Genomic DNA, 23675 nt, shown 5'->3' on the forward strand with positions numbered 1-23675 from the left:
AAAAGCAAAACTCTTAACACTGCTTATTTATACTAAAATAAAGCGTCGATAGTATAACTAAAAATGCAAAAAAAGTGCTGTTTTTATAATTTTAGATGCCGATGATAACGCAATTTTTAGCTTTTGACACCGGTATCATAAAAATTTTATAAATTAATTTACCCTCAATTTTAAAGGCAACGGCATAGCTTAATCAATCAAAATGAAATATTCATGAATTTTCATAAGTACTACTAATTACTTTTTATACTCATTAACTAATTACTGTGCATGTTTACATTGCGTGCAATAAACCTTAAAAACAAAAAATCGGCTCTAAAGCCGATTTTGTATAAATTACAATCTTTGTTTAATTGCTAAGCGCCAACCCACCACTTAGGTTATAAACAGTTTTGTATCCTAGTTGCATTAAATTAGTTGCAGCAATTTTTGAGCGGTTACCACTACGGCATAATAAAATGTACTTGTTATTTTTGTTTAATTGGCCTTCAAATACCGCATTTGCCATTCTGCTAAGTGGTATATTTAATGTTTTTTCATCTAGCGTATTAAATAACTGAGCAACATTATTTGCTCCATGTTCATACTGTTCGCGGGTATCTATTAAATATGTATCGCTGGTGTTTAACATCACTTTAGCGTCATCAAAATTTAATTGCTGTGTATCAACCTCAGGTAATGCATTTACATAACCACACAATTGCGTGTTATTTATTTGCTTTGAAGCGTCGTACTGCTGTTTTTGTATTGCAAATTCATCAACTGAAATACTGCCGCTCACTAACGCATCAAGTAGTGGCGTTTGGTTTTGCTGTACAGCCCAGTTCATGGCAAAACATTGTTGGTAGTCGTGCCCTGAGCAAATAATGCTGGTGCTTTTAAGCTGCTTGCTCATTGCTAAAACAGATCGAGCCATTGCTTTTGCGTCGCCACCTATGAGCGATGTATTGCCAAGCCCAGCAGGCAATATTAAATCACCACAAAAGCAATAACGCGTTTCGCCATTACTGTTTTTTAATAAATAACTTACGCTATCTTTGCTGTGCCCAGGTGTAGCTACTTTTTCAAGTGCTTCATTTGCCAAATTAATACTTGCTGTATTTAGCGGCCAACCTAGCGAATCAACCTCACCTTTGACAACTCTTGAGGCAAGAACGCTGGTTAGTAAATTAGTCGCTGACTCTCGCTCTTGATGCAGATGAGTATTAAGCACCGCTGATATAGTTAAGTTTTGTGTATTGGCTATTTTTTCAAAACGCGGAATAAGCTCAATAATCGGATCAATTATAACTGCGTGTTTATCATCGCTCACATAAAGCCAACTACATGCACCTTGATGCCTAAATTGAGTAAGGCCCAGTGCGCATACTTCTTGTTGTGGTGTGGTACTGTCAGACACGATTAAACAGTTTGCCTGTAATATTGCTTTTAGAGCGCGAATACGCACACAAGCATCATCAATATCATGTTGTGTTGCAGCCGGTCCAAACGATAGCCTAATCGCGTTTTCGCTTTGCCACTTACTTGCACCCATAGCATCTAAAACAAAACTTGTTGATGCGCCTGTACTACAAGCCGAGCCACCACTTACGCGAATGCCCGCTGCATCAAATAAATCAATCACCTCTTTACTCGTTAAATCGTTAACAGCAAAGTTAAGTGTGGTAGGTACGCTATAAGCAAAATCATGGTTGAATGTAATATCGCCAAAGGTGTCTTTTATCGCGTTTTGTAACTGGCTTCGATAAGAGTTAAGTATGCTACTTGGTTTAAATGTATCGTCTGATTTATCAAGCAACATACTAAATAGCTTATTTAACCCTGCAATACCGGGTAGATTTTCGGTGCCTGAACGCATTCCACTTTCTTGACCGCCACCCGCAATAAAAGGAGTATACGCACTGCCACTACGAATGTATAAAAAGCCGATACCTTTAGGTGCATAAAGCTTATGCCCCGAAAAAGGTGCGTAATCTATTGTTGTATCACTAAGCGCGAGTGCTTGTTTACCAAGCGCTTGCACGCAATCCACCATCCACGATACATTTTTATTACGGCTACGAATCACCTGCTCAATAGCGGGTAAATCTTGATACACACCGGTTTCGTTATTAACGGCCATGGTGCAAATCATCAAAGCGTTATTAATATGCTCTGCTATAAAATCTAAATCTAAAATACCGTTACTATCAACCGGAATAGCAAGCACTTCAGCATTAACGTTAAGTACGCTATTCCAGTGCTTAAGTGTATTTGGTACCGCTTTATGCTCAGTTGCGCCATATAACAATACAGGGTTTTTAATCGGGTGTTTTTTAGCATCAATTAGCGTAGAAACTACCGCAGTTTGAATGCCTTCTGTTGCGCCAGAGGTAAATAAAATATCGCCATTACTTGCGCCAATAACCGTGTGGGCTTTTTGACGCGTTTGTTCTAATAAATGCTTGGCTTGAATACCTGTTATATGAGGACTAGAAGGATTACCAAAACATATTTGCATGGTATGAGAAACAACATCAGCAATACAAGGCAACACAGGGGTCGTTGCGTTTGCATCAAGGTAAACTTGTTTTACTGGCTCATCGTGCAATAAAAACTCAGACATTAAAAAACGCACCTTATTACTAAAAAATATATCTTATTACCAATAGTACATAAATTTACAGGTAATGAGTAATAATCAATTAGCACTAGAGGTGCGTTTACTATTCTTTTTTAAACTAAAAGTTTGTTTACTTAATTATTCACTGAGCTCTTTACTTATCTCTTCATGTGTTGACGACCAAGCTGTTATTAGCGCTTTTACTAATGAAGCCAATGGGATGGCAAAAAATACGCCCCAAAACCCCCACAAGCCACCAAAAAATAATACCGCGACAATTATAAACACCGGATTTAAATCAACTGCCTCAGAAAACAACAGTGGCACAAGTACGTTGCCATCAAGTGCCTGAATAATTCCGTAAATAATTAAAATAGTCCAAAACTGTGTTTCTAATCCAAACTGAAACAGCGCAACTGCCGCTACCGGAATAGTAACCAGTGCAGCACCAATAAATGGAATTAATACCGACAAACCAACAAGCACACCAAGTAAGGCGGCGTAACGTAAATCTAAAACAGTAAATGCAATGAAAGACACACCACCAACAATTAATATTTCAAACACTTTACCGCGAATGTAATTCATAATTTGTTGATTCATTTCATGCCACACTTGCAAAATTAAGCGTCGTTGCTGAGGGATCAGTTTAGCAATACTTCCTGTTAGCTCTAGCTTGTCTTTAAGCATAAAAAACACCAGTAACGGCACAAGTACTAAATATATAAGCCAAGCTACAACATCTTTTAAAGAGGTAAGTGAAAACGACAACACAACCTGACCAAACTCAATAATTTTAGCTTCTACTGTTGCAACAATAGCTTGTACTTGTTCAATACTAATCAAACTTGGGTATTGTTCTGGTAAAGCGATTAAATAAGACTTCCCCTGCTCTAACATATGCGGGGTTTCTTGGACTAGGTTACTGGTTTGCTTCCAAAGCACTGGGCCAATAACCAAAATAAGGGTGAGCATAATGCTAATAAATATCAACATTACAATAATCGTTGCACTAAAACGCTTTAAACCAACGCGCTCTAAATGAACAACCGGCCAATCAAGTAAATAGGCAATAACCAATGCCACAAGCACAGGGACAATTAACGAGCCAAAAAAGTAAAGTAAGGCTACTGAGGCCAATAATAAAAATAATAAGGTAGACGAGTGAGGATCCGAGAACTTCCTTTCGTACCATGTTTTTACGTATTCAAACATGTAATGGCTCCACTAATAACAACCCACGTTGTTTATCAAAATTGTAACTATAAGCATTTTTTTGCAAAAAACGTTCAATATCGTTCGCACTCTCACCTTTATTAAGACTAAAAGTGATACGTTGTTTTGATGACTGTGCACTTCGTAGCGCAAGTTTAAACTGCACAAATTGCTGAGGGCATTTAAACTCTTTTAAATCGCGCTCTACCATAACTACTTTATCCGTATAGTAAATGAATAATAAGTCGCATATTTACGGTCAATATACTTATATACGCAAACCGTTGTAATTTTTTGTTAAAACAATACCTGCAATAGTTTATCCTTATAACATAACTCGCAGTAAGGATAAGTTAATGCCTGGCACGCATAATAAAGCGCAACTACCAAGTAATCCAACACTCAAAGAGATTAATTGGTTTAAAAAGCAAATTAATTGGGGCGAACTCCCTCCTTTTTATCACCTTGTTGCCTCATCAATAAGCGAATCAGAAGGTATTTTAGATCATGGATTCGATAATGCGGTTAAACAACTTATAGATAAACGCAATTGGAACTTAGATTTATTAGAAGGCCACGAAGACAGCTTTGGTGAAATACATACCAAATATAAGCCACGTATTGCGCTGCACCAGGTTTTTACCGATAGAGGCTTTGAGCTTTGGGCACAGCCTTATGCTAAAGATGTTATTGTTGACCAATACATAAAAAATAATCGCTTTATGGAGTTTAGAGTGTGGGACCCACATTCAATGAAAAACCTGATCAGAATAAGTCAGTTACATAAGTTTATTGGCTTTTATTTTGAACGGGGCGACAAAGCAGATAAAGCCATTATTTTACATGCACATAAAGTAGTACATAAAATTATTACTTTTTTGCAGCGAGAATTGAACGTTGTAAAGCTTGATGGAGTCACAATAAAAGAACTATACCAATTGTGCGAAAAAGACAGCCGTGCAAGCAGTGACGAAATAGACATAGCCAAAATTGCAATTGGCGAACAAATTAACAAGGAATAAAATGCAGCTAAAATCAGCATTTATCACTTTATGCAGCGCCGCGCTTACGTTTAGCTTATTAGTAAGCGAACCTTTAAAAGCGCAAACTAACTTTACTCTTCCTGACTTAGGAACATCTGCATTACAAGCACTGCCACTTGAAAAAGAACAAGCCATTGGCGAAGTAATGATGATGCAAATACGAGGTTCATCGCCAGTTATAAACGACCCTGTGCTAGATGAATACCTCACCACTATTGGCCGTAAACTTGTTGCTAATGCTAACGATGTACGCTTTCCGTTTTCATTTTTTTGGATAAATAACTCAGAAATAAACGCATTTGCCTTTTACGGCGGCCATGTTGGAGTGCACACAGGATTAATAGCGCAAGCAGATAACGAGAGCCAGTTTGCTTCGGTACTTGGTCACGAAATTGCTCACGTAACACAGCGCCACTTAGCACGTAGAATACAGCAGCAACAAGATAACAGCGCACTGACCATTGCCGGTATGATTGCTGGTATATTAGCAACCGTTGTTGCACCCGACGCGGGTATTGCCATTATATCAGCAAGCCAAACACAATCTGCTTTTAGCCAATTAACACATAGCCGCTCAGCTGAGCAAGAAGCTGACCGCATAGGCATGCAAACACTTAATAATGCTGGTTTTGATGCACGTGCATCGAGTGAGTTTTTAACTAAACTTGCAGCGCAAATTCGTTATAAATACAAGCCACCTGCATTTTTGCTTACTCACCCATTGCCAGAGAGCCGAGTGTCAGACGTACGTTTGCGTGCAGAGCAATTTCCTGTGCGTCTTATGAATGCGAGCCTTGAATTTAATTTAGCAAAAAGTCGAGTGCTTGCCCGCTACGACAACAAACCAGAAAACGCAGAAGACTTATTTAAAAAACTACTGCGCGAAAACAGTTACAACAATACTGCATTAAAGTATGGCTTAGCCATAAGCTTACTTGATCAAAAAAAGCTTGATGAAGCAGCGCCAATATTAGACGAGCTTTTAAAAAACGATCCTAAAAACTTATTTTATATAGATACCCATACCGATTTACTTATCGCACAAGAAAAGGCAGATGAAGCCGTTAAGTTTTTAGCTGATTTAAATCAGTATCGCCCTAATAATCAGGTAATTACGCTTAACTATGCCAATGCAGCTCTCGAAGCTGAGCAATATGAGCTTGCTGAAAATATTTTAAAGAGTTTTTTACTCGAAAAGCCCGACCACAACTTAGGCAAACAACTCCTTGCTGATGCGTATAAAAAACAAGATAAATTAGCCTCTTATCACGAAGCGAACGCCGATGTATTAGCGCAATATGGCGCTTATTTAAAAGCCGCAGACGAAGTACAAAAAGCACTTAACTTTGTAGAGCCTACCCAACTTGTAAAGCAACAACGTTTAAAAGCACTACTTACCCAGTATCGACTTTTACAAAAAGAGCTTGCAAGACTTTAAGTCTGCAAGCGCTTACCCTAAAATAGACGCAATTCACACTTTGGAATCATTTTATGTCTGTTACTATTTACCACAACCCACGTTGTTCTAAATCACGCGAAACGCTAGCACTACTGCAAAGTAAAGTGATAGAGCCAAGTGTTGTAGAGTATTTAAAAAACCCTCTTACACACGAGCAAATTGCAACGCTTGTAATCCAACTTGGTTTTTCATCCGTACGTGAATTAATGCGCACAAAAGAAGATGACTACAAAGCGCTTAATTTAAAAGATGAAAGCAATGAATCAGCATTAATAGATGCTATGGTACAAAATCCAAAACTAATTGAGCGCCCTATTGTGGTTAATAACAATAAAGCCGCGATTGGTCGCCCACCAGAAAACGTACTAAGCGTTTTATAATGAGTGCAACCATAGTGGTGCTTTATCACTCAAGCCATGGCTCAGTTGAAGCAATGGCTCACGAAATAGCAGAGTCGATAGAGCAACAAGGTGCTAGCGCACTACTTCGCACCTTTGTGGCTAAAAATGCGCACGACATTGTGATCACCAAAGATGACTTAATAAACTGCGATGGTTTGGCATTTGGTACACCAACCCGATTTGGAATGATGGCCTCCCAAGCTAAAAGCTTTTGGGAAACCACCAGCGACTTGTGGCTAAAAGGCCAGTTAATAGATAAGCCAGCGTGTGTGTTTTCGTCATCAAGCAGTATGCATGGTGGTAATGAAGCAACCTTACTTAACTTATCTCTGCCACTATTACACCACGGTATGATGCTACTGGGCGTGCCGTACGATGTACCCGAACTACTTGCAACACAAACAGGTGGAACACCATACGGTGCAACACACGTTGCTGGCAGCGCTAATAGTGCACAACTTAGTAAAGACGAAATTAAAATATGCCAAAGCGTTGGTAAACGCCTTACTCACATTGCGAGAAAACTTAAATGAATACAGCTGACAACCCAGCTAAAAAGCCAATTACAGTAAAATTTCAGCGTGCCGCACTATTTGGCTATGTAGGTTTACTTGTTCTTATTCCACTGTGGATGTATTTTGTACCACCTTTAAATGGTAATGCGAGTTTAGTGTCTTTATTTGTGCCTATTATTCCATTACTACTGCCGCTAAGAGGCATAATAAAAGACTATACTTACACTTATGCGTGGGCTAACTTTATTGTAATGCTGTATTTTATACACGGCTTAACCATGCTTTGGGCAGCTCCTGATGAGCTTATATGGGTATTGTTAGAGCTTGTGTTTGCCTCTTCAATGTTTATCGGCTGTACGTATTATGCAAGGCATCGCGGACAAGAACAGGGTTTAAAAATCCGTAAGCTTAAAGAAGAATTAGCTGAAGAAAAAGCAGCAAATGAGCACAATAAATAATATTTATCCATAAACGGATATAAATACAAAAAACGCGCTTAAATTGCTTTAAGCGCGTTTTTTATTAACTGTTTAAAAGTGACTAAACCAAATCACTCAAGGCTGCTAGTACCACAATACTCGCTAACCCTATTTGAGCAATTAAGCTAATAAACGAAAAGCCCCTAAGCACAAACAAACCCCAAGGGTGTTTAATATGTGGATATAACGCACAGCGTTTTAAAGTGGTCGCAAAGAAAAAACAAATCACTGCAACCATGGTTAAACCCAGCGTCAGCTCACTTTTAATTGAGAGTGTTTCATCAAAAAAGAAGAACAACTGCAAAGGCAGCAATATAGTGACAATAGCGTGCAGCACATGTACTTTTTTAATACGATCAAACTGCCCTTCCGGCGAAAGCTCTTTAATACCAAAGTCACGCTCTAAGCATTTAACTAAGTTATTGGCTTTAATACTAACCGCCAAACGGTAACAACTTAAGCCTTCTTTATTGCGCGCTCTAAAGTTATAACCCGCTTTAATTAACAGCACCATTAACGATTCATTTTTAGCAAATACAGCGTAATGAAGCGCTGTATTACCTAAATTATCAACCGCTTTTTTATCTTGCTTTGCAAGTAGCGTTTCAACCACATTTACATAGCCTTTTTCGGCGGCCCACATGAAGGCTGTTTTATTGTTCTCGTCAGCAAGAACGCCTGTGGCGCCTTGTTCAATAAAACGCATGGCCATTGTTTGCTTGGCTGTTTTTTTACGTAAGTGCGTTAATAATGCTTTTTCTAGCAGTACAACAGAGTCAACATCAGGAGAAACCTGTGTAAGCAACGTAAAGTAGTCTTTACCCGCCGCTACTTTTTCGCTAGCAAGTTCAGAAAGCATATCTAAATCAGCAACAGACTCGGGTATAAATGCACTTAAGCGCTCTCTAAAATCAACTTCTTTCCAAAGGGCTAATGTATCTTTTGCCGAGAGTTTACTTTTATTATTTAACGCATGCTCAATTAACGTGAAATAGCGTTTACTAAAAAACAAATCAACTAAAGACAGTGGCGTATCTATGGTGTTTTGCGCCGCCACGCTTGCGTATTTTTCAAGGCGCTGGCATAGCATAAGCACTAAGCTTTCAGGGGTGTATTCATTATCGTAGTAATGGCTTTTAACCGCACTAATATACGCTTGTGCGTCTTCGTCATATTCAGAGATATGTTGAAAATAACATTCTTCAAATGGCTCTAACGGGGTTAACCATGCCAAATAATAAATAGGCGGTAACACGGTGGTGCATACACCATCGTCTTCATTTGTAGAACGACAAGCAGGCCAAGCTTCCAAAGCATCTAAAATAAAGGCACCGTTTTGTTCTACCAGTCCTTTAATAAGTAATGGGTATTCCTTTGGCCAAATCAGTACATTTTCCATTAAAACAACACAACTCCAGTGTGGCTTGGGGGTGGTAAGTTATATCAGTTTTTAGCTGACACCACGCTTAATCAAAGTGTCGATATTCTAGCACACCTTTGTTTTGCTGCTAGCGCAAAATTACGCAATAGCAACAATCCTTTAGGATTACCGTAGACAAGAATATAAAAACGACCAAGTACATAAGTAATTGGCCGTTTTTGAGGTTGGAGTTGGGCTTAATCAGAGCCAGACAAATAGTTTATTTACTTTTTAACTCGCTAATAACTTGATCTAAACCCACTTCAGAAATGCGTTGAATAATCTCTTTTTGCTTAGCACTTAATAGTGAAATACCTTCGGCAACAATATCGTATACTTTCCACTCATCATTTTTACCTAAACGAAGCTTAAAACTTAAGTCGATTGTAGGCGCATTTGGCTCAATAATTTGTGTGTTAACTGTTGCGTACTCAGAGTCACTTTTTGCGTTATTACGCTCAAACACTACTTTTTGACCTGTGTACTTCATTAGTGCACCAGCGTATGTGCCCGTTAAGTAATGCTCTACTGCATCTATAAATTTAACAGCCTGTTCGCGCTCAATGCCTTTAATGTGCTTACCTAATAATTTAAACGACACAAACTTAACATCAATATGCGGCATTAAACGTTTTTCAATAATGGCGGCCATCGCGTCTTTACTTGCTGTGCCTTTTGAATTTACTTGGCCAATGTCTGCAAATAGCTTATCGGCTACTGATTCAAGTAACTGATCTGGCGATTGCTGAGTTTGTGCAAATAACGAACTACTAAAAAAAGCAGTGGCTAAAACGAATAGTTTAAAGAGTTTCATAATTGTATATGTCTGTGTGATTAAGATGGCTGTAATTTACGCGAACTATACGCAATAAAAAAGGCACAAATAAGCAACTTATTAATGCCCAAACAGCATCAATTAAATAACTAAAATAAATTCAAGCAGTTAGAAATCTCCATTAACAGCTCATATACAACCGGCATTTTGTCCTCATTGTAATTGTTAATAGGTCGCCCTTATCATTTAGTTATCAACTTAAATCAAACAAACATTTGGCACCTATGAAAACGTCACTTAAAACACTTATTATCTCTTTTGCATTAGTAGTTTCACTTTTTGGCAAACTTGCTTTTGCTCAATCGAACCATGGTTATGCTGTTGATTTTCTCAAAGGCGAAGGTAACGTAAACGGCGTTAAGCTTGCGTATCAGTATCATGCACCTAGTATGCAAAACCTTATTGGCGATGCTCGCTTTTACTTTGAAACCAGCGTAAACATGTGGGAATACCGCCACGGCGATGAAACACAATCAAACCTAGTACTTGCTATGTCACCTGTGCTGCAATTTCCTGCCTTTAGTTTTAACAACACCCCATTTTATGTAGAAGCAGGAATTGGTGTATCACTGATTGATGAGACGCAGTTTGCCGGTAAAAACATAAGCACTCACTACCAGTTTGAAGACCGTATAGGCCTCGTTGCCGACTTTGGCCACACTAACGTTGCTCTTAGAGTTATTCACTACTCAAACGCAGGCTTTAAAGAGCCAAACCCAGGGCTTAACTTTTTAACACTTTCGGTAGCTAGACGCTTTTAACGTTATTGATTGTGTTTTAAGTAATTTAATTGCTGTTATAGCGTAAAACAGTCACACTTATCCCCTGTTTAAAGTAGGTAAGTGGTTATGCAAACTTGGCATATTGTAATTATTGTCGCCGTTGTTTTTGCCATTATCATTGGTAATATTGCGCTGATTAGACTCTCTGCAAAAACGGAGTTTAAAAAGCCCAACGCCAATATTAAAAATGCAACAGACACAAAAAAGCCCTGATTAATCAGGGCTTTTTAATACATGCTAATTTAGCCTACTAGCCAATGCGCCATTAGCGCAATAACAGGTAAAGTAATTAGCGTTCGCAAAATAAATATAATAAACAACTCTAAAATGTTTACCGGTATTTTACTGCCAAGTAAAAGTGCGCCCACCTCAGACATATAAATAAGCTGCGTTACGCTCATGGCTGCAATAATAAAGCGCGTTACATCACTTTCAATAGTACCTGCTGCTAATATTGACGGAATAAACATATCAGCAAAACCAACCATAATAGTTTGCGATGCTGCTGCCGCTTCGGGTACTTGTAATAACTCTAAAAATGGCACAAACGGCATACCTAAATACTGAAATATAGGCGTATGCTCAGCAATGATCAGTGCAAATGTACCTACTGCCATAACCACTGGCAACACACCAAATACCATATCAAGCGCGTTATGTACGCCCTCTTTTATAGTACCTTTAACACCCGTTGAGTTATCTGCTTTAGCGAGTGCAACATCTAACGAATGACCAAATAAAGTTTTATGGCCCGGAATTGTTTCAGCGTCTCTATCTGGCTCAGTACCATCAATCAGTAAGTCTTTTTTAAAGCGCAGTGGCGGTAATCGCGGCACAATAATAGCGGCAACAATACCGGCTAAACATACCGTTGCGTAAAACGGTGCAAATAGGTATTCAAGTTTAACTTGCCCAAGCACCACTAAACTAAACGTAATTGAAACCGCTGAAAACGTAGTACCAATAATAGCCGCTTCGCGTTGTGTATAGTGCTTTTGATCGTACTGCCTTGCAGTCATCAAAATGCCTACACTACCATCACCTAACCACGATGCAGTACAGTCAACCGCACTTCTACCAGGTACACCAAATACAGGGCGCATTACTTTAGTCATTAACGTACCAGCAAGCTCTAGTAGACCAAAGTTAATTAATAGCGGCAGTAATAAGCCCGCTAAAATAAATACCGAAAACAACACTGGCAATAAGTCATTTAATACCAGCGCGCCAGTATTGGCCGAGGTAATCATCTCGCTACCTAGGCTTAAGTACGTCATTAAACCAAACGCCATACCAAATAAGCGTACCACCAGCCATGTCCAGCTCACGTCAAATAAATGCTTTAACAAAGGTGAGTTACATATAGCGGCGGGTTTAAACACTTTAGTAATTACAGAAATAACCCCTGTAATACAAATAATGAGAGTAATAATTGCTTGAGCAGAGCCAAGCATCATTGCTTGAACCGCTTTTGCCATAACGGCAATAGGAATGGTCATCCCTTGCGAGGTACTAATGGGTGTCATAAATAAAAACACACCAATTAACGAAGGAACCAAAAAAGTAAACCAAGTGCGCCACGTATAGTGTGAACGATGAGGTAGCTGAGACATATTTATTAACCTATAAAAACCACAAAAAGAGCATAGCGCTCTTTTTGTGGTAAAACTTATTATTATTTAAATTTTAATGCCGCGCTGAATGAGTGCTGCTTCTAATGCTTGTTGTAAACCATTCATAGTACCTGGTTCAAGCGTTTCGCCTTTGTCATCCATCCACGTTAAGCTAGTACCGCCTTCTTTAGTTTTACTTACTAAAATTTGGTATTGGCCTTCATCAATAGGTAGTTGAGCTACGTCATCACCCCAAATTGAATCCCAAACGCTTGTTTCCGGTTTAGTATAATCAGCAGTAATTAAGCCCGTATCTGGGTTAATTTCAACAATAGTGAACGACAAGCGCTCTAAAAAGCCAGAGAAACGATCAAACACAGCTTCGTAAGATTGCTCAGTTACAAGTGCTGCATTACCTTTGTTATCAAAGCCCATTTCAAGAGAAATAATACCTTGGCGTTTACGCATATCAACTTCAAGTTGACGGTAACGGTAATCAAACTCGCTCACTACTTGGTTAAGCGCACGTACTTCTAACTGCTGCTTTAACAAATCAGTAAGTGTATGGTCGCCTTTAAAATCTATCAGCTCTACACGTAAAGACGCAGTACGCTGATGTGACTTTTCTTCAATAGTGAATCTAAACTTTTCTAAATCATCGTTAACTTCATCGCCCCACCACCAAAAGCTTTCTTCTGTTTTGATGATTGAGTACCAATCAGTTTCAATGATACCAAGTAGCTTATCTTCTTTAGTTGTGCCCGCGTTATTATCAGCAAGTACCGATTGAATCGTATCCCAAAGAAATTCATCTAAATCAGCAATGCCATCGTTTTTATCAAAATAAATACGCGCTTGTTTATCTGTCTCTTCTACCCAACTGCCTTTAGCAATTGTTAATACTTGTGCCGGTGGGCGGTAATTTGTAGCTTCAGGATTGTTGTCGTATTGACCTACATCCATTTTATAAACTGGGTCTTGAGCTGGTTGAGATAACGACGTTGGTGCTTTTACGGGCTCATGCGTACGATAGTTACGTTCGTCATGTGCCTTATTAATAAATACACTACACCCTGATAAACTTACCAATACACTTACTGCAAGTGCTTTTGGGATCCAATACTGCACAGATATTTCTCCTTAGCATACCCTTTAATTGTTTTAACAAATATATGAGTGGGTAATGCCGATTTGGTTCAGTGTAAAATCAATATTAACTTTACATTTATTATTTGGCTGCCTAAATGTAATAAAGTTCAGCACTTCTACTTAGCAATAAAACTAAGCGCAAATAAGCAAATTTTAGCTATGGTACTTTCCCGTGCCAGTAAAAACAAGAAACACCGCACTTTAAAAGCGCTTAATTAGCGTGTGCTGTAGTTTAGAGCCCTTTTTGTGTTAAACTTCGCCGCCGTGCAACTTCTCGTGTGTATTCTTGGTGTTGCCAACTCGGTTGATATAATCCAAGTAACAAGGTATTTGAACTCATGACTGCATTTTCAAATCATCAAATTGTTTTAACAGCGATTGGCGAAGACAGACCCGGTATTGTAAGTGAACTAACCCAACTGGTTAGTGACTGCCACTGCAACATTATTGACAGCCGTATTGCTATTTTAGGCTGCGAATTTACCTTCATAATGCTACTCAGCGGCGACATGTCGGCAATAAGCCGCATAGAGCACGTACTGCCTACTAAAGCCATGGAACTTGGCCTACTAACCATGATGAAGCGTACAGCGAGTCATACTCCTAGTGAGTTTTGTGCAGGTTACACCCTAGAATACACTGGCATAGACACCCCTGGCACATTGAGCAAAGTTACGCGCTTTTTTGCCGATAACAACATCAGCATTTGTTCATTAAAGTCAGATACATTCGATGAAAAAGTCGATATGAAAATGCGTTGTGAAATCGAATTTAATATTCCAGTTGATGTAGATATAGATCAATTTAAAATTAGTTTTGAGAGCCTTTCTCACACGCTAAACGTAGATTATATTTTTAAACGAATTCGTTAAGGATGCTAAACATGAACACAATTAGTCCATTACAAGCTGGCGATACTGCACCCGCTTTTAGCCTACAAAACCAAAACGACGAAACAGTAACATTAAGCGAGCTGTTAAAAGAGCAACAAGTGCTTGTGTACTTTTACCCAAAAGCGTCAACGCCGGGTTGTACTGTACAAGCCGAAAACCTACGCGATGAGCAAGCACAGCTTGCTAAATTTAACACCCGCGTTGTAGGTATTAGCCCAGATCCAATTAAGCGCCTTAAAAACTTTGAAACTAAAAAAGAGCTTAATTTCGATTTATTAGCCGATGAAGACCACGCCATTGCAGAAGCATTTGGGGTATGGGGCTACAAAAAATTTATGGGTAAAGAGTACGATGGTATTCACCGCCTAACATTTTTAGTAGGCCAAGACGGTAAAATTAAACACCTATTTGATAAGTTTAAAACTAAAGATCATCATCAAGTAGTGTTGGATTATTTAGCGGCAGAGTAATCTCGCAGCAGAGTAAGCTAGCGGCTGAGTAAGTTAGCTACCAGCTATTAGACAAATACAGAAAAGCGTTGCTCAAGGGCAACGCTTTTTTTATGCCTATACATTTGCGCTATATAAAACTTAAATAGTAATTGAGTAAATAATTTGTTAAAACTGCCAAAGCACTTATTATTAGCACCTTGCCAATTGGATATTTAAACCTTGAATAAAAACCTAAAATTTAAACTTTATTTAACTGCCTTAATCATCTGTATTATCGGTTTTAATTTTTCAGAGCCAAGTATGCAATTTTACTCAAACCCGTTTTATATCGGTAGTTTTGTTTTTGCTATTGCGCTTATAATTTCTGTAATTAATTACACCTGCCCTGCCTGTAAGAAAAACCAAGTAATACGCTCTATTTCTAGTTATAAGCTCCCAACTAACAATTGTTATAATTGCGGGAAAGAGATTGATGAGAAAAGTAATTAAATAGACGGAGTTATTACTGGAGGGTGTGGTATTCAGGGTTATTCATAAAGCCACGTGATATATATGAAGTTGTTGTAGTGTATTATCAACCGATACAAAGTTTGGAATAGTACCAACAAAACTTGCACCTGATTTTAAAGCAATTTTTATACTAGCTACATTTTGTTCTAAGCATCTAAACTCAATTATTTTAGCGCTTGTATTTTTGAGTATGCTTGGCACTCTTGTAATTACTTGACTAATAATACCATTTCCTTGTGCGTCACTACTTAACCAGTAACCAAGCTCCGCTACATTTAACTCAGGACAAATAGACTTAACTGCAAAAATACCACTCAGATTATCTTTGTAATAAATTTTAAACCACCGCGAACCATTAAGCCCGCTGTTTACTCTGTCGAGTATGTACTTTTTAGCTGATTCAATATTGTTTACCCCTTCTACCCAAGGCAAAAATTCACCTAAACTTACCCGACTTAAATTAACAGTCTTTAAAATGTCCGCAGCATCGCTTTCCACTAAAGGAGCTAGCTTAATGTGTTCTGCAATTTGGATATGCAAGTGTTCTTCCTTGTGAGTATTAATTTTTATAGTTGTAAGTTTAAGACTACAGCTCACTCTTAAGTCGCCCCAAACTCATTTAACGGCTGAATAGCCTTTGATCTATTAAAAAGACACAGACAAGTATTGCTCTAGCGCAACGTTTTTATGCTATATACTCAAATTTGATTAAGTAAGAGCATGATCGAGGGATAAATAAGCAAACAATAATTTTGATGTATGAAGTCAAGATTTGACCACTTTGGTTTTCTATTTTCATTTTAACTCTTCTATTCGTACCATTGTCAGTAGCAAAAAAATATGGGGATTTGAACGTATCTGAAATTGTAAGTATTTACGATGAAGACACATTTCGAGTTAATCTTGATGGTGATATGCCCTGAATTTTTGGTGAGAATATAAGTGTTAGAGTAGCTAATATCGACACGCCTGAGTTAAGGGCAAAATGTGAAAATGAAAATGTGAAAATGAAAAAATATTAGCTAGAAAAGCAAAGCAATTCACAGTTCAAAAGCTAAGAGAAGCTAAAGTAATAGTGGCTGATGTATTCTTAGATGGTGTATCACTTGCAAATCAATTACTTGATAATAAGCTAGCTGTTACATATTCTGGCGGCAAGAAAAAACATGACTGGTGTAATATTAAGTCTTTAAAAAGTTAATTTAAGAGGGAATTTAAATGAGTGTCTATGAAACTTACTCTAAACGACAAGCTAGATTGAACGGTGATCAAGTTGATGTTTACCAATATAAACATTTACCGAATAAATTGAAAAATCAAATTATTCATATTTGGAATGATGTGCTTGGTGACTACAAGGATTGCCACAATGAGGAAATTTATCCTGTATATGCTTACTTCCATAAAATTCTATGTAGAGAGAACGGCGAGTTTGTACTCCCCCATAACGGCTATGAAACTAGGGGTGTACCAAGCTTAGAAATTATAACTTTCTTTACCAAGAGCAAAGATTTAAATCAAAACCTCAACGTTATTGAGCTGATTTTTAAAGCTATAAACAGTTATGACACAGTATTCAGTAAAGATGATGCTGAAAAAGCTATAAACGAGCTAAACATTAGATTTAAAGAAAATGCTGTTGGCTATCAATTTTTAAATAATGAAATTATCCGAATTGATTCTGAGATCATACACGCAGAAGCTGTTGTACCAGCTTTAAGGTTACTTAATCAAAAAGAGTATGTAGGTGCAGAAACCGAGTTTTTAAAGGCTCATGAAGCATATAGAAAAGGCGAAAATGGCACTGCTATTCTTGAGTGTAACAAAGCTTTTGAGAGTGTAATGAAAGTGATCATTCATAAACAAGGTTGGCTTTACGACACGTCTGCAAATGCAACTGAATCTTCTGAGAATAAAGCTAAAACTAAAGCAAGTGCTAGTGGTTTAATTAAAATATGCTTTGAAAATAAGTTATTTCCAGATTATCTACAATCTCAATTGACTTCTTTAAGAACATTGCTTGAAAGTAGTATACCAACTATAAGAAACAAAAATGGTCCTCATGGGGCTGGTTTACAGACTGTAGATATACCCGAATCATTAGCCTCGTTTACACTTCATATGACTGCTTCAACAATATTATTCTTAATAGAGTCAGAAAAAAGTTTAGCAATTATAGAAGAGTTTTAGATTTATGGATAAAGCCACATATGGGTTAATAGGTGTTTGTCTTGGTTTTGTTTTGGGCATATTTAAAGATTGGTATCTTCAACACTTAAAACGTAAAAAAGAATATGAATACCTTTCTATTCGGGTCGTATGTGAGCTTGATCGTTTTGTATATGGCTGCATAGATGTAATTAATGATAACGGAACTGTATGTGGTCAATATGATAAAAACGGCTATGCGATTGCACAAGTTGAACCACCAAGCTTTGACCCTTATAAGTTAGATGTAGAATGGAAATCACTACCGCACAAATTGATGTATGAGATTTTAAACTTTCCGAATAAAATAGAAAATGCGAATGAAATAATATCAGCAGCATTTGAGTATGATGATCTACCAACTTATGATAAAGGCTTCGATGCTCGGCATTTTCATTATACTGAATTAGGGATTCAAGCATTAGAATTAGCAAGTAAGCTGAGAATTTTGGCTGGACTACCTCCTTCAGAAGCATCAGTGTATTGCAATCCAAGTGAAATATTGCCCAAGAAAAAAATAGAGTTAGAAGAACGTAAAAAGTTGAAAGAGCAATATTATAGAGAAGTTGTAGAAAATTTAAATAAAAGTCCAGACGGTACTAAGAGCTAAATTTATTTTGTGTTTACACTTCATTTACTGAATTCAACAATCTTATATTCAATATAATATCTATATAAGGAAGATAGATTCTGATGATTTTTATTTTAGTTCTACTCGGGGCTTTTCTATTGTTATATTTCATAGCTTTAAAGCAAAAAAGAGATATTAATAAGAAGATTAGAAAACCTGATACAAAGATAGTTTCTCGTAGTGGACTGAGAGAATCTAAATATACAGGGGAGTTGTTTAGTAGCACTACTACTGAGGATCATTTAGGCAAAGCCGCAGAACTGAAAAAAAATGCAAAAGTTGCTATAAAAAATAAGTTATTTGATGAAGCATGGAAATTGCTTCAAAAACAAAAAATGTCATATATGAAACATGCAAATTATGTAGGTTTCACTGCCAAACAAGTACTTGCGCTGGATGCCACAGTGCATGTAGATTTAGCTAATATACTGCGCATGGAAAATAAACATACAGAAGCATTAATTCACATCGTATATTGGGTTGCAAACAACTACGATAATATGACTAAAACACAAGAACAAAAGCTTACTGCGTATTTTAACAGAAGCAATTTAAAGCTAACTTCTATTGAAGAAGCCAAAATTGCCATTTCCTTTTTAGCTGAAAATCCAGAATACGTTAATGCTCAAGAGCTTGTTTCAATTTGGGTAGCTAAAGAAGATAATATTTCTAAAGTACCATAGGGGTCAAATTTTGACTTCATACATCATAATTAATTAGCTATTTATATTCGCCGAAATTTAAATAAGTTACTGTGTCGGATGGCGCTTTGCTTATCCGACCTACGTTTTCAAATATATAATGCGGGGTTATTGGGGCCGTGGGTATGGAGGTTCGTTGGGTTTCGCTACGCTCTGCCCAACCTTTTATCTCTTCTTGATGAGTGTTTAACTTATATTTTTACGCAGACGAAAATAGCGTTGCCTGAGCGCTCTGCCCATGGGGTTATTTTGTCGTAGTCATGTTCAAATATGTGGATTTTGAAGTACGGTTTTAAGGCTTCTTTAAGCTCGGTATAACTAAAAGCAACCATTGGGTGCTCGTCGTGCCATACGAGTGTGTTGTCTGCGGTGGTTTTTTCTATGCTGAGTTTTAATAACTGTTTACTGCCAGTGCCACTGTAGTGCCAGCCAGAGCGAAATGTGAAGAAGCTATTTTCGCTTGTTGCTGTGTGCTCTACAAATGAATCGCTGTCGATTTTGTTTTTATCAACCGTGTTAAAGCAAAATATCCCACCTACATTTAATGCGCTATGCACACTCGCAAGGCACTCTTTTAACTTATCAATTCCGTCGCAGTAATGTATTGAATACAAAAAGCAGGTAATTAAATCCAAGTGCTCAGTTACCTTAAATTCACTCATGTTTTGCAACGAAAATTGCGCTTCTGGGCAACGAAATTTTGCTTTATCGAGCATTGGCTGGTTTAAATCAAGCCCACTACTTTTATAACCGTTATCAATAAAGTGGCGTACATGCGGGCCGGTACCACACGCTAAATCAAGATGGGTGTTTGCGCCATTACCAAAAATTTGGTGCAGCCTGTGAATAGAATTGCTTTGGGCTTGATAATCAATATCTGCACACATTAAGTCATAGTAATCAGAAAGGTCGGTGTAGAGTGCATTTGCGGACATATAAGCCTAGTGGTAAGTAGTAGAATATTTTTAAGTCGCGCATAGTAAACTAATTAGCACAATTAACGAAGAAGATATGAGCTTTAAGGTAGATGTAATTCTAGGATATAAATTTTAGGCTATAAAGTTCAGGCTATAAAGTACAGGGTTGTCGGATGGCGCTTCGCTTATACGGCCTGTGTATTTAAATATTATAGAGAGTTGTTATAAAACGGTGTGAAATTGGAGGTTCGTTGGGTTTCGCTACGCTCTACCCAACTTACGTACTATAATTTTAAGCGGGCTTTAACTAATTCCCAAATACTTATGTACTTGTATTGATAGGCGCCAGTTTTTGGCAATACAGGTGTCGATTGCTAGTTTTGTTGCTGATACTTTTTGGCTTATTGGCTGCAAATAAACAAGCTTAGGATTAACGCCTGTTTTAGCAAATAATTCTTCTAACTCTTCAACATGCTTTTGCATGGCAACGGGGTGTTTAATTTCGTTGGCGCGCTTCATTGCGCTGGTAAGTACTTCATAACCGCCGCGCATATTGATTTTTGGCGATACCGTTACCCATGTTTGCACTGGGGCGAGTATTTCAAACGTGCCGCTGGTTTCTATTTGTGTACTAAAGCCGTGTTCGTGCAATAAGTTACATACTGGATTTAAATCAAACATGCATGGCTCGCCGCCAGTAATTACTACATGCTTTGCGGTATACCCACGCGATTGAAACAACGCTAAAATTTGCTCTGCACTGGCGTTAGCCCAATGATCTGAGTCGGCTTTTTTTTCTACGGTTTCGTCCAGCGATACTTTATATACATTATCAACATCCCACGTTTGCTTGGTGTCGCACCAAGAGCAGCCTACTGGGCAGCCTTGTAGGCGCAAAAATATTGAAGGTGTGCCAGTAAAACTTGCTTCACCTTGGATGGTTTCAAACACTTCATTAATTTTGTACAAAAGAAATCTCACTTACTACCTAGCAGCCAAATTGCTACTATTAAAAAACCAAAAAGCGCTGTGCAAAAATTGTTATTTAAGCTGCGGCCGTGTAGTATATCGCGCCCTGATATAAACCTCTATTAAAACTAAGAGCAAAACAGATATGACGCAAAAAGTAGTTGTTATTTATTCCGGCGGTATGGACTCATTTACCGTATTAAATAAAGCCCTGCAACAAGGCCATGATGTATATGCCCTATCATTTGACTATGGTCAGCGTCATGTAAAAGAGCTTAAAGTAGCAGCAAGTGTGTGTGAAAAATTAAACGTTCCACATAAAATTGTTGATATTTCGGCGATTAACCAGCTTATTGGTGGCTCATCTCTTACTGATGATATTGACGTGCCAGAAGGCCATTACGAGGAAGAAAGCATGAAAAGTACGATTGTTCCTAATCGTAATATGATTTTGCTCTCGCTTGCGGTTGGTTACGCGGTATCACTTAAAGCTAGCCAAGTTTATTACGGTGCTCATTCTGGGGATCATGCTATTTACCCCGACTGCCGTCCTGAATTTGTGCAAAAAATGGATGATGTGTGCCGTATTGCTAATTACGACGCTGTAGAAATTTTTAGCCCATACTTAAACAATACTAAAATTGGTATTTTAACCGACGGTATTGAAATGGGTTTAGATTACAGCCAAACGTGGACTTGTTATAACGGCCGTGAAAAGGCCTGTGGTAAATGTGGCGCGTGCCAAGAACGCCTTGAAGCATTTGCACTAAATAACATTACAGACCCGTTAGAATACGAATAAGCAGCAATTAATTAGTAATACAGTTGCTACAAATAAAAAAGGCTATCATCGATAGCCTTTTTTGTTTGTTTAATTTTAACGTAGAGATTATAACCAGCGTTTTACGCGCGCTTTGTAAGCGGTAAACTCTTCGCCAAATAATTTAGTGAGCGCTCGCTCCTCGGGTATTATTTGAAAAAACGTTAAATACGCAATAAACCCGACAATACATAAAAGTGCCCACAAAGAACTTAACCAAATACCCCACCCAGCTAAAATAAATGCAAAACCCACATACATTGGGTTACGGGAAATTTTATAAATGCCGCTCGTAATAAGTTTTGACGCTTGCTCAGGTTTACTAGGGTTTACTGTGGTGTTTGCTATTTTAAAACTCACCACCCCTGCAATACAAAAAACACACCCTATAATGACCAAACTTGCTGCTAAGTAGGTAATAAATGCGGTGAAATCAATAACACTGTAATGCGCAATAAGCGCCATTATGCCTGCAAAAAACAGCACAACAATAACGGGAGGTATTTTATTATTTAACATGGCAACTCACTGTATTGGCTAAAGTATGTTTATTATATGGTGGCTATGCAGCCATTAAACAATATCTTAAGTGTATAAATGATGAACACGCTCAAAGCTGAGCTTAATTAAGCTATACAAATTAAGTTACAATTGTCAGCTTTATCAAAAGCGCTTAAAGGTTATACTTTAACCATAAACGAATAATAAAATGATAAGGAATGAGGTTATGTCTGGAACTACGATGATTGTACTTATTGTGCTAATTTCGGTTGGCTCAGGAGTGGTTTACGATATGTATAAAAAGCATCTTGAGTTTAAGCATAAAATGCAAAACAACAACAGCGATGCCCATAAACAATTAGCTGAAACAAACGCACAAGTGCTTGCATTAAAAGAGCGTGTACAAACACTTGAGGCTATTGTTACTGATTCTAGCTTTAACGTTAAAGATGAAATTAATAAACTTTAAGTTGTTATAAGTAATTTGGATATAAATGAGCATTTTCTGGCTGCTCAATGCCATGAGCAGCTAAAAACCCACCAATAGCTTGCCCGCAGCCCTGTGGTGCTCGGCCACTGTCTATCTCAAAGTTTAACTTATTTGCATGTTGCTTACCCATAGAGCAAAGCCCTACGGTGCTTGGCGAGCGCATAGCGATACTTAAGTTACCTATTTGCTCAACCACAACGTGCTTACTAAAACGGGCAAAACCTTTGTACTTAAATTGCTCGTTTACGTAATCATTGCTTGTGGCTACCAATACTGTAATTAAGGCGTGCAAAAAGCTATTAGCTGATGGATCTGCTGTTAAAAACGAAATAGTTTTGTTATTAAACTCGCTAAGTTGGCAATTCTCACACAACAGCTCAACAGTATATAAATGTTGCTTGGCTATTTGCTGCTGACTTTTAAGCTCAATACTTTTTCCTGCAAATACAATACGTTTAAGTACTTCATCTACATGGCTTTCAGCACTTACACTTTTAACAAGCTCGGGGTTTTGCGCCATTACAGGTAAATCGTGGTGGTTATTAAATGGCGTGCTTGTTGCGCCGCTTTGCATTAACTGAAAAAGCTCTCTTACTTCATGTTCACGCGCTACTTTTAACGCTAAAAATGCTGTTTGAATAAGCTCTGAAGTAGGTAAATTTTCCTCTACTATCCAGCGTCGGCCAAATAATAGCTTTTTGGCTTTGCCTTCATTTGTAGATGCACTTTTTTGATAGTTATCTGGGCTGAGCACTGCTACTTGCAAGTAAATTTCTTCACCTTTTTGCGCAGCAAGCACTCTAAAGTGAGCCGAAAATTCAATACTCTCAAGCACTTCGTTTACGCTTTCAAGCGTGTGCTTGTAACGTAAAAAATGCTGTGGCACCACCCAACTACTATTAGCCAATTGCACAAGGGGTGCATAAGAAATAGGTTGCTCGTAACTGTGTTGCCATTTTTGCTCATTGCTAAGCAAATGATTAATGTGACTCTTGTTATCTGACATAAATAAACCAAATAAACTCGCGGTGTGCGATATAAACTATGAACACATTACGTCATCAATGTCG

Annotated in this window: 26 protein-coding genes; 14 read left to right on the forward strand and 12 right to left on the reverse strand. The window is 37.9% G+C overall.

Annotated elements, in window-relative coordinates; translation table 11 throughout:
* Positions 1-349 precede the first annotated feature (349 nt).
* The 3 genes from WNY98_RS18670 to WNY98_RS18680 form a co-directional block, all read right to left on the reverse strand.
* Entirely contained in the window at positions 350-2605 is a 2256-nt protein-coding gene (locus WNY98_RS18670; RefSeq protein ID WP_342878628.1) for an aminotransferase class V-fold PLP-dependent enzyme, read from the reverse strand.
* Positions 2606-2740: 135 nt separating this feature from the next.
* Positions 2741-3817, reverse strand: a complete 1077-nt coding sequence (locus WNY98_RS18675) for an AI-2E family transporter (RefSeq protein ID WP_342878629.1) — start codon at positions 3815-3817, stop codon at positions 2741-2743.
* Positions 3810-4028 carry a sulfurtransferase TusA family protein gene (locus WNY98_RS18680; RefSeq protein ID WP_002961455.1) on the reverse strand — a complete coding sequence of 73 codons (219 nt, stop codon included), beginning with the start codon at positions 4026-4028 and terminating at the stop codon, positions 3810-3812. The genes WNY98_RS18675 and WNY98_RS18680 overlap by 8 nt, the downstream gene beginning before the upstream one ends.
* A 145-nt stretch (positions 4029-4173) precedes the next feature.
* On the opposite strand from WNY98_RS18680, the gene WNY98_RS18685 reads away from it, so the two are divergent.
* Genes WNY98_RS18685 through WNY98_RS18705 form a run of 5 tightly spaced genes read left to right on the forward strand, consistent with a single transcriptional unit; the run spans position 4174 to position 7693 of the window.
* Complete coding sequence (locus WNY98_RS18685; protein WP_002961456.1) at positions 4174-4839, forward strand: hypothetical protein; 666 nt, start codon at positions 4174-4176, stop codon at positions 4837-4839.
* Position 4840: 1 nt separating this feature from the next.
* Positions 4841-6298: a M48 family metalloprotease gene (locus tag WNY98_RS18690; protein ID WP_342878630.1), complete on the forward strand. Its 1458-nt coding sequence runs from the start codon at positions 4841-4843 to the stop codon at positions 6296-6298.
* A gap of 53 nt (positions 6299-6351) precedes the next feature.
* Positions 6352-6699 carry an arsenate reductase (glutaredoxin) gene (arsC, locus tag WNY98_RS18695; protein ID WP_182196880.1) on the forward strand — a complete coding sequence of 116 codons (348 nt, stop codon included), beginning with the start codon at positions 6352-6354 and terminating at the stop codon, positions 6697-6699.
* Positions 6699-7253, forward strand: coding sequence for an NAD(P)H:quinone oxidoreductase (gene wrbA, locus WNY98_RS18700; RefSeq protein ID WP_010555076.1), 555 nt, complete (start codon positions 6699-6701; stop codon positions 7251-7253). The genes arsC and wrbA overlap by 1 nt, the downstream gene beginning before the upstream one ends.
* The gene (locus tag WNY98_RS18705; RefSeq protein WP_002961460.1) at positions 7250-7693 is read left to right on the forward strand and encodes a DUF2069 domain-containing protein; all 444 of its coding nucleotides are present in this window, start codon (positions 7250-7252) and stop codon (positions 7691-7693) included. Before wrbA ends, WNY98_RS18705 begins: the two co-directional genes overlap by 4 nt.
* 82 nt (positions 7694-7775) lie before the next feature.
* Here the strand turns inward: WNY98_RS18705 and WNY98_RS18710 are convergent, their stop codons facing one another.
* Positions 7776-9113 (reverse strand): ankyrin repeat domain-containing protein, encoded by a 1338-nt coding sequence (locus tag WNY98_RS18710; RefSeq protein ID WP_002963113.1) that lies wholly within the window; start codon positions 9111-9113, stop codon positions 7776-7778.
* Between the two features lie 241 nt (positions 9114-9354).
* Positions 9355-9948, reverse strand: a complete 594-nt coding sequence (locus WNY98_RS18715) for an ABC transporter substrate-binding protein (RefSeq protein ID WP_342878631.1) — start codon at positions 9946-9948, stop codon at positions 9355-9357.
* 245 nt (positions 9949-10193) lie between these two features.
* Here WNY98_RS18715 and WNY98_RS18720 point away from each other — a divergent pair, with 245 nt between their 5' ends.
* Positions 10194-10730 (forward strand): acyloxyacyl hydrolase, encoded by a 537-nt coding sequence (locus WNY98_RS18720; protein WP_002963116.1) that lies wholly within the window; start codon positions 10194-10196, stop codon positions 10728-10730.
* A gap of 87 nt (positions 10731-10817) precedes the next feature.
* Positions 10818-10964 (forward strand): DUF2897 family protein, encoded by a 147-nt coding sequence (locus tag WNY98_RS18725; protein WP_076915758.1) that lies wholly within the window; start codon positions 10818-10820, stop codon positions 10962-10964.
* A 29-nt stretch (positions 10965-10993) separates the two neighbouring features.
* Here the strand turns inward: WNY98_RS18725 and WNY98_RS18730 are convergent, their stop codons facing one another.
* Both WNY98_RS18730 and bamC read right to left on the reverse strand, forming a co-directional pair.
* Positions 10994-12364, reverse strand: coding sequence for a YjiH family protein (locus WNY98_RS18730; RefSeq protein ID WP_294120827.1), 1371 nt, complete (start codon positions 12362-12364; stop codon positions 10994-10996).
* A gap of 66 nt (positions 12365-12430) precedes the next feature.
* Positions 12431-13492, reverse strand: coding sequence for an outer membrane protein assembly factor BamC (gene bamC / locus WNY98_RS18735; RefSeq protein ID WP_002963120.1), 1062 nt, complete (start codon positions 13490-13492; stop codon positions 12431-12433).
* 359 nt (positions 13493-13851) lie between these two features.
* On the opposite strand from bamC, the gene WNY98_RS18740 reads away from it, so the two are divergent.
* Positions 13852-14385: an ACT domain-containing protein gene (locus tag WNY98_RS18740; RefSeq protein WP_002963123.1), complete on the forward strand. Its 534-nt coding sequence runs from the start codon at positions 13852-13854 to the stop codon at positions 14383-14385.
* Between the two features lie 11 nt (positions 14386-14396).
* Positions 14397-14876, forward strand: a complete 480-nt coding sequence (gene bcp, locus WNY98_RS18745; RefSeq protein ID WP_002963124.1) for a thioredoxin-dependent thiol peroxidase — start codon at positions 14397-14399, stop codon at positions 14874-14876.
* Between the two features lie 513 nt (positions 14877-15389).
* Here bcp and WNY98_RS18750 read toward each other — a convergent pair.
* Positions 15390-15908 (reverse strand): GNAT family protein, encoded by a 519-nt coding sequence (locus tag WNY98_RS18750; RefSeq protein WP_342878632.1) that lies wholly within the window; start codon positions 15906-15908, stop codon positions 15390-15392.
* Between the two features lie 678 nt (positions 15909-16586).
* On the opposite strand from WNY98_RS18750, the gene WNY98_RS18755 reads away from it, so the two are divergent.
* The 3 genes from WNY98_RS18755 (at position 16587) to WNY98_RS18765 (ending at position 18890) form a co-directional block, all read left to right on the forward strand.
* Entirely contained in the window at positions 16587-17558 is a 972-nt protein-coding gene (locus WNY98_RS18755; protein ID WP_342878633.1) for a hypothetical protein, read from the forward strand.
* A 4-nt stretch (positions 17559-17562) separates the two neighbouring features.
* Positions 17563-18186, forward strand: coding sequence for a hypothetical protein (locus WNY98_RS18760; RefSeq protein ID WP_342878634.1), 624 nt, complete (start codon positions 17563-17565; stop codon positions 18184-18186).
* An 83-nt stretch (positions 18187-18269) separates the two neighbouring features.
* Positions 18270-18890, forward strand: a complete 621-nt coding sequence (locus tag WNY98_RS18765) for a hypothetical protein (protein WP_342878635.1) — start codon at positions 18270-18272, stop codon at positions 18888-18890.
* 209 nt (positions 18891-19099) lie between these two features.
* Here the strand turns inward: WNY98_RS18765 and WNY98_RS18770 are convergent, their stop codons facing one another.
* Positions 19100-19843 carry a class I SAM-dependent methyltransferase gene (locus WNY98_RS18770; RefSeq protein WP_342878636.1) on the reverse strand — a complete coding sequence of 248 codons (744 nt, stop codon included), beginning with the start codon at positions 19841-19843 and terminating at the stop codon, positions 19100-19102.
* 285 nt (positions 19844-20128) lie between these two features.
* Positions 20129-20794 (reverse strand): 7-carboxy-7-deazaguanine synthase QueE, encoded by a 666-nt coding sequence (queE, locus tag WNY98_RS18775; RefSeq protein ID WP_342878641.1) that lies wholly within the window; start codon positions 20792-20794, stop codon positions 20129-20131.
* A 145-nt stretch (positions 20795-20939) separates the two neighbouring features.
* Here queE and queC point away from each other — a divergent pair, with 145 nt between their 5' ends.
* A complete protein-coding gene (queC, locus tag WNY98_RS18780; RefSeq protein ID WP_002960416.1) occupies positions 20940-21596 on the forward strand; it encodes a 7-cyano-7-deazaguanine synthase QueC in 657 nt (218 codons plus the stop codon).
* Between the two features lie 87 nt (positions 21597-21683).
* On the opposite strand, the gene WNY98_RS18785 is transcribed toward queC, so the two are convergent.
* Positions 21684-22133: an isoprenylcysteine carboxylmethyltransferase family protein gene (locus WNY98_RS18785; RefSeq protein WP_342878637.1), complete on the reverse strand. Its 450-nt coding sequence runs from the start codon at positions 22131-22133 to the stop codon at positions 21684-21686.
* A 208-nt stretch (positions 22134-22341) separates the two neighbouring features.
* Between WNY98_RS18785 and WNY98_RS18790 the strand changes: the two genes are divergently transcribed.
* Positions 22342-22584 (forward strand): hypothetical protein, encoded by a 243-nt coding sequence (locus WNY98_RS18790; RefSeq protein ID WP_010553668.1) that lies wholly within the window; start codon positions 22342-22344, stop codon positions 22582-22584.
* 4 nt (positions 22585-22588) lie between these two features.
* Here WNY98_RS18790 and WNY98_RS18795 read toward each other — a convergent pair whose 3' ends face one another.
* Positions 22589-23611: a hypothetical protein gene (locus tag WNY98_RS18795; protein WP_342876605.1), complete on the reverse strand. Its 1023-nt coding sequence runs from the start codon at positions 23609-23611 to the stop codon at positions 22589-22591.
* Positions 23612-23675 lie beyond the last annotated feature (64 nt).

Origin of the sequence: Pseudoalteromonas sp. AS71 (genome assembly GCF_038900275.1) — a bacterium.
GTDB lineage: Bacteria > Pseudomonadota > Gammaproteobacteria > Enterobacterales > Alteromonadaceae > Pseudoalteromonas.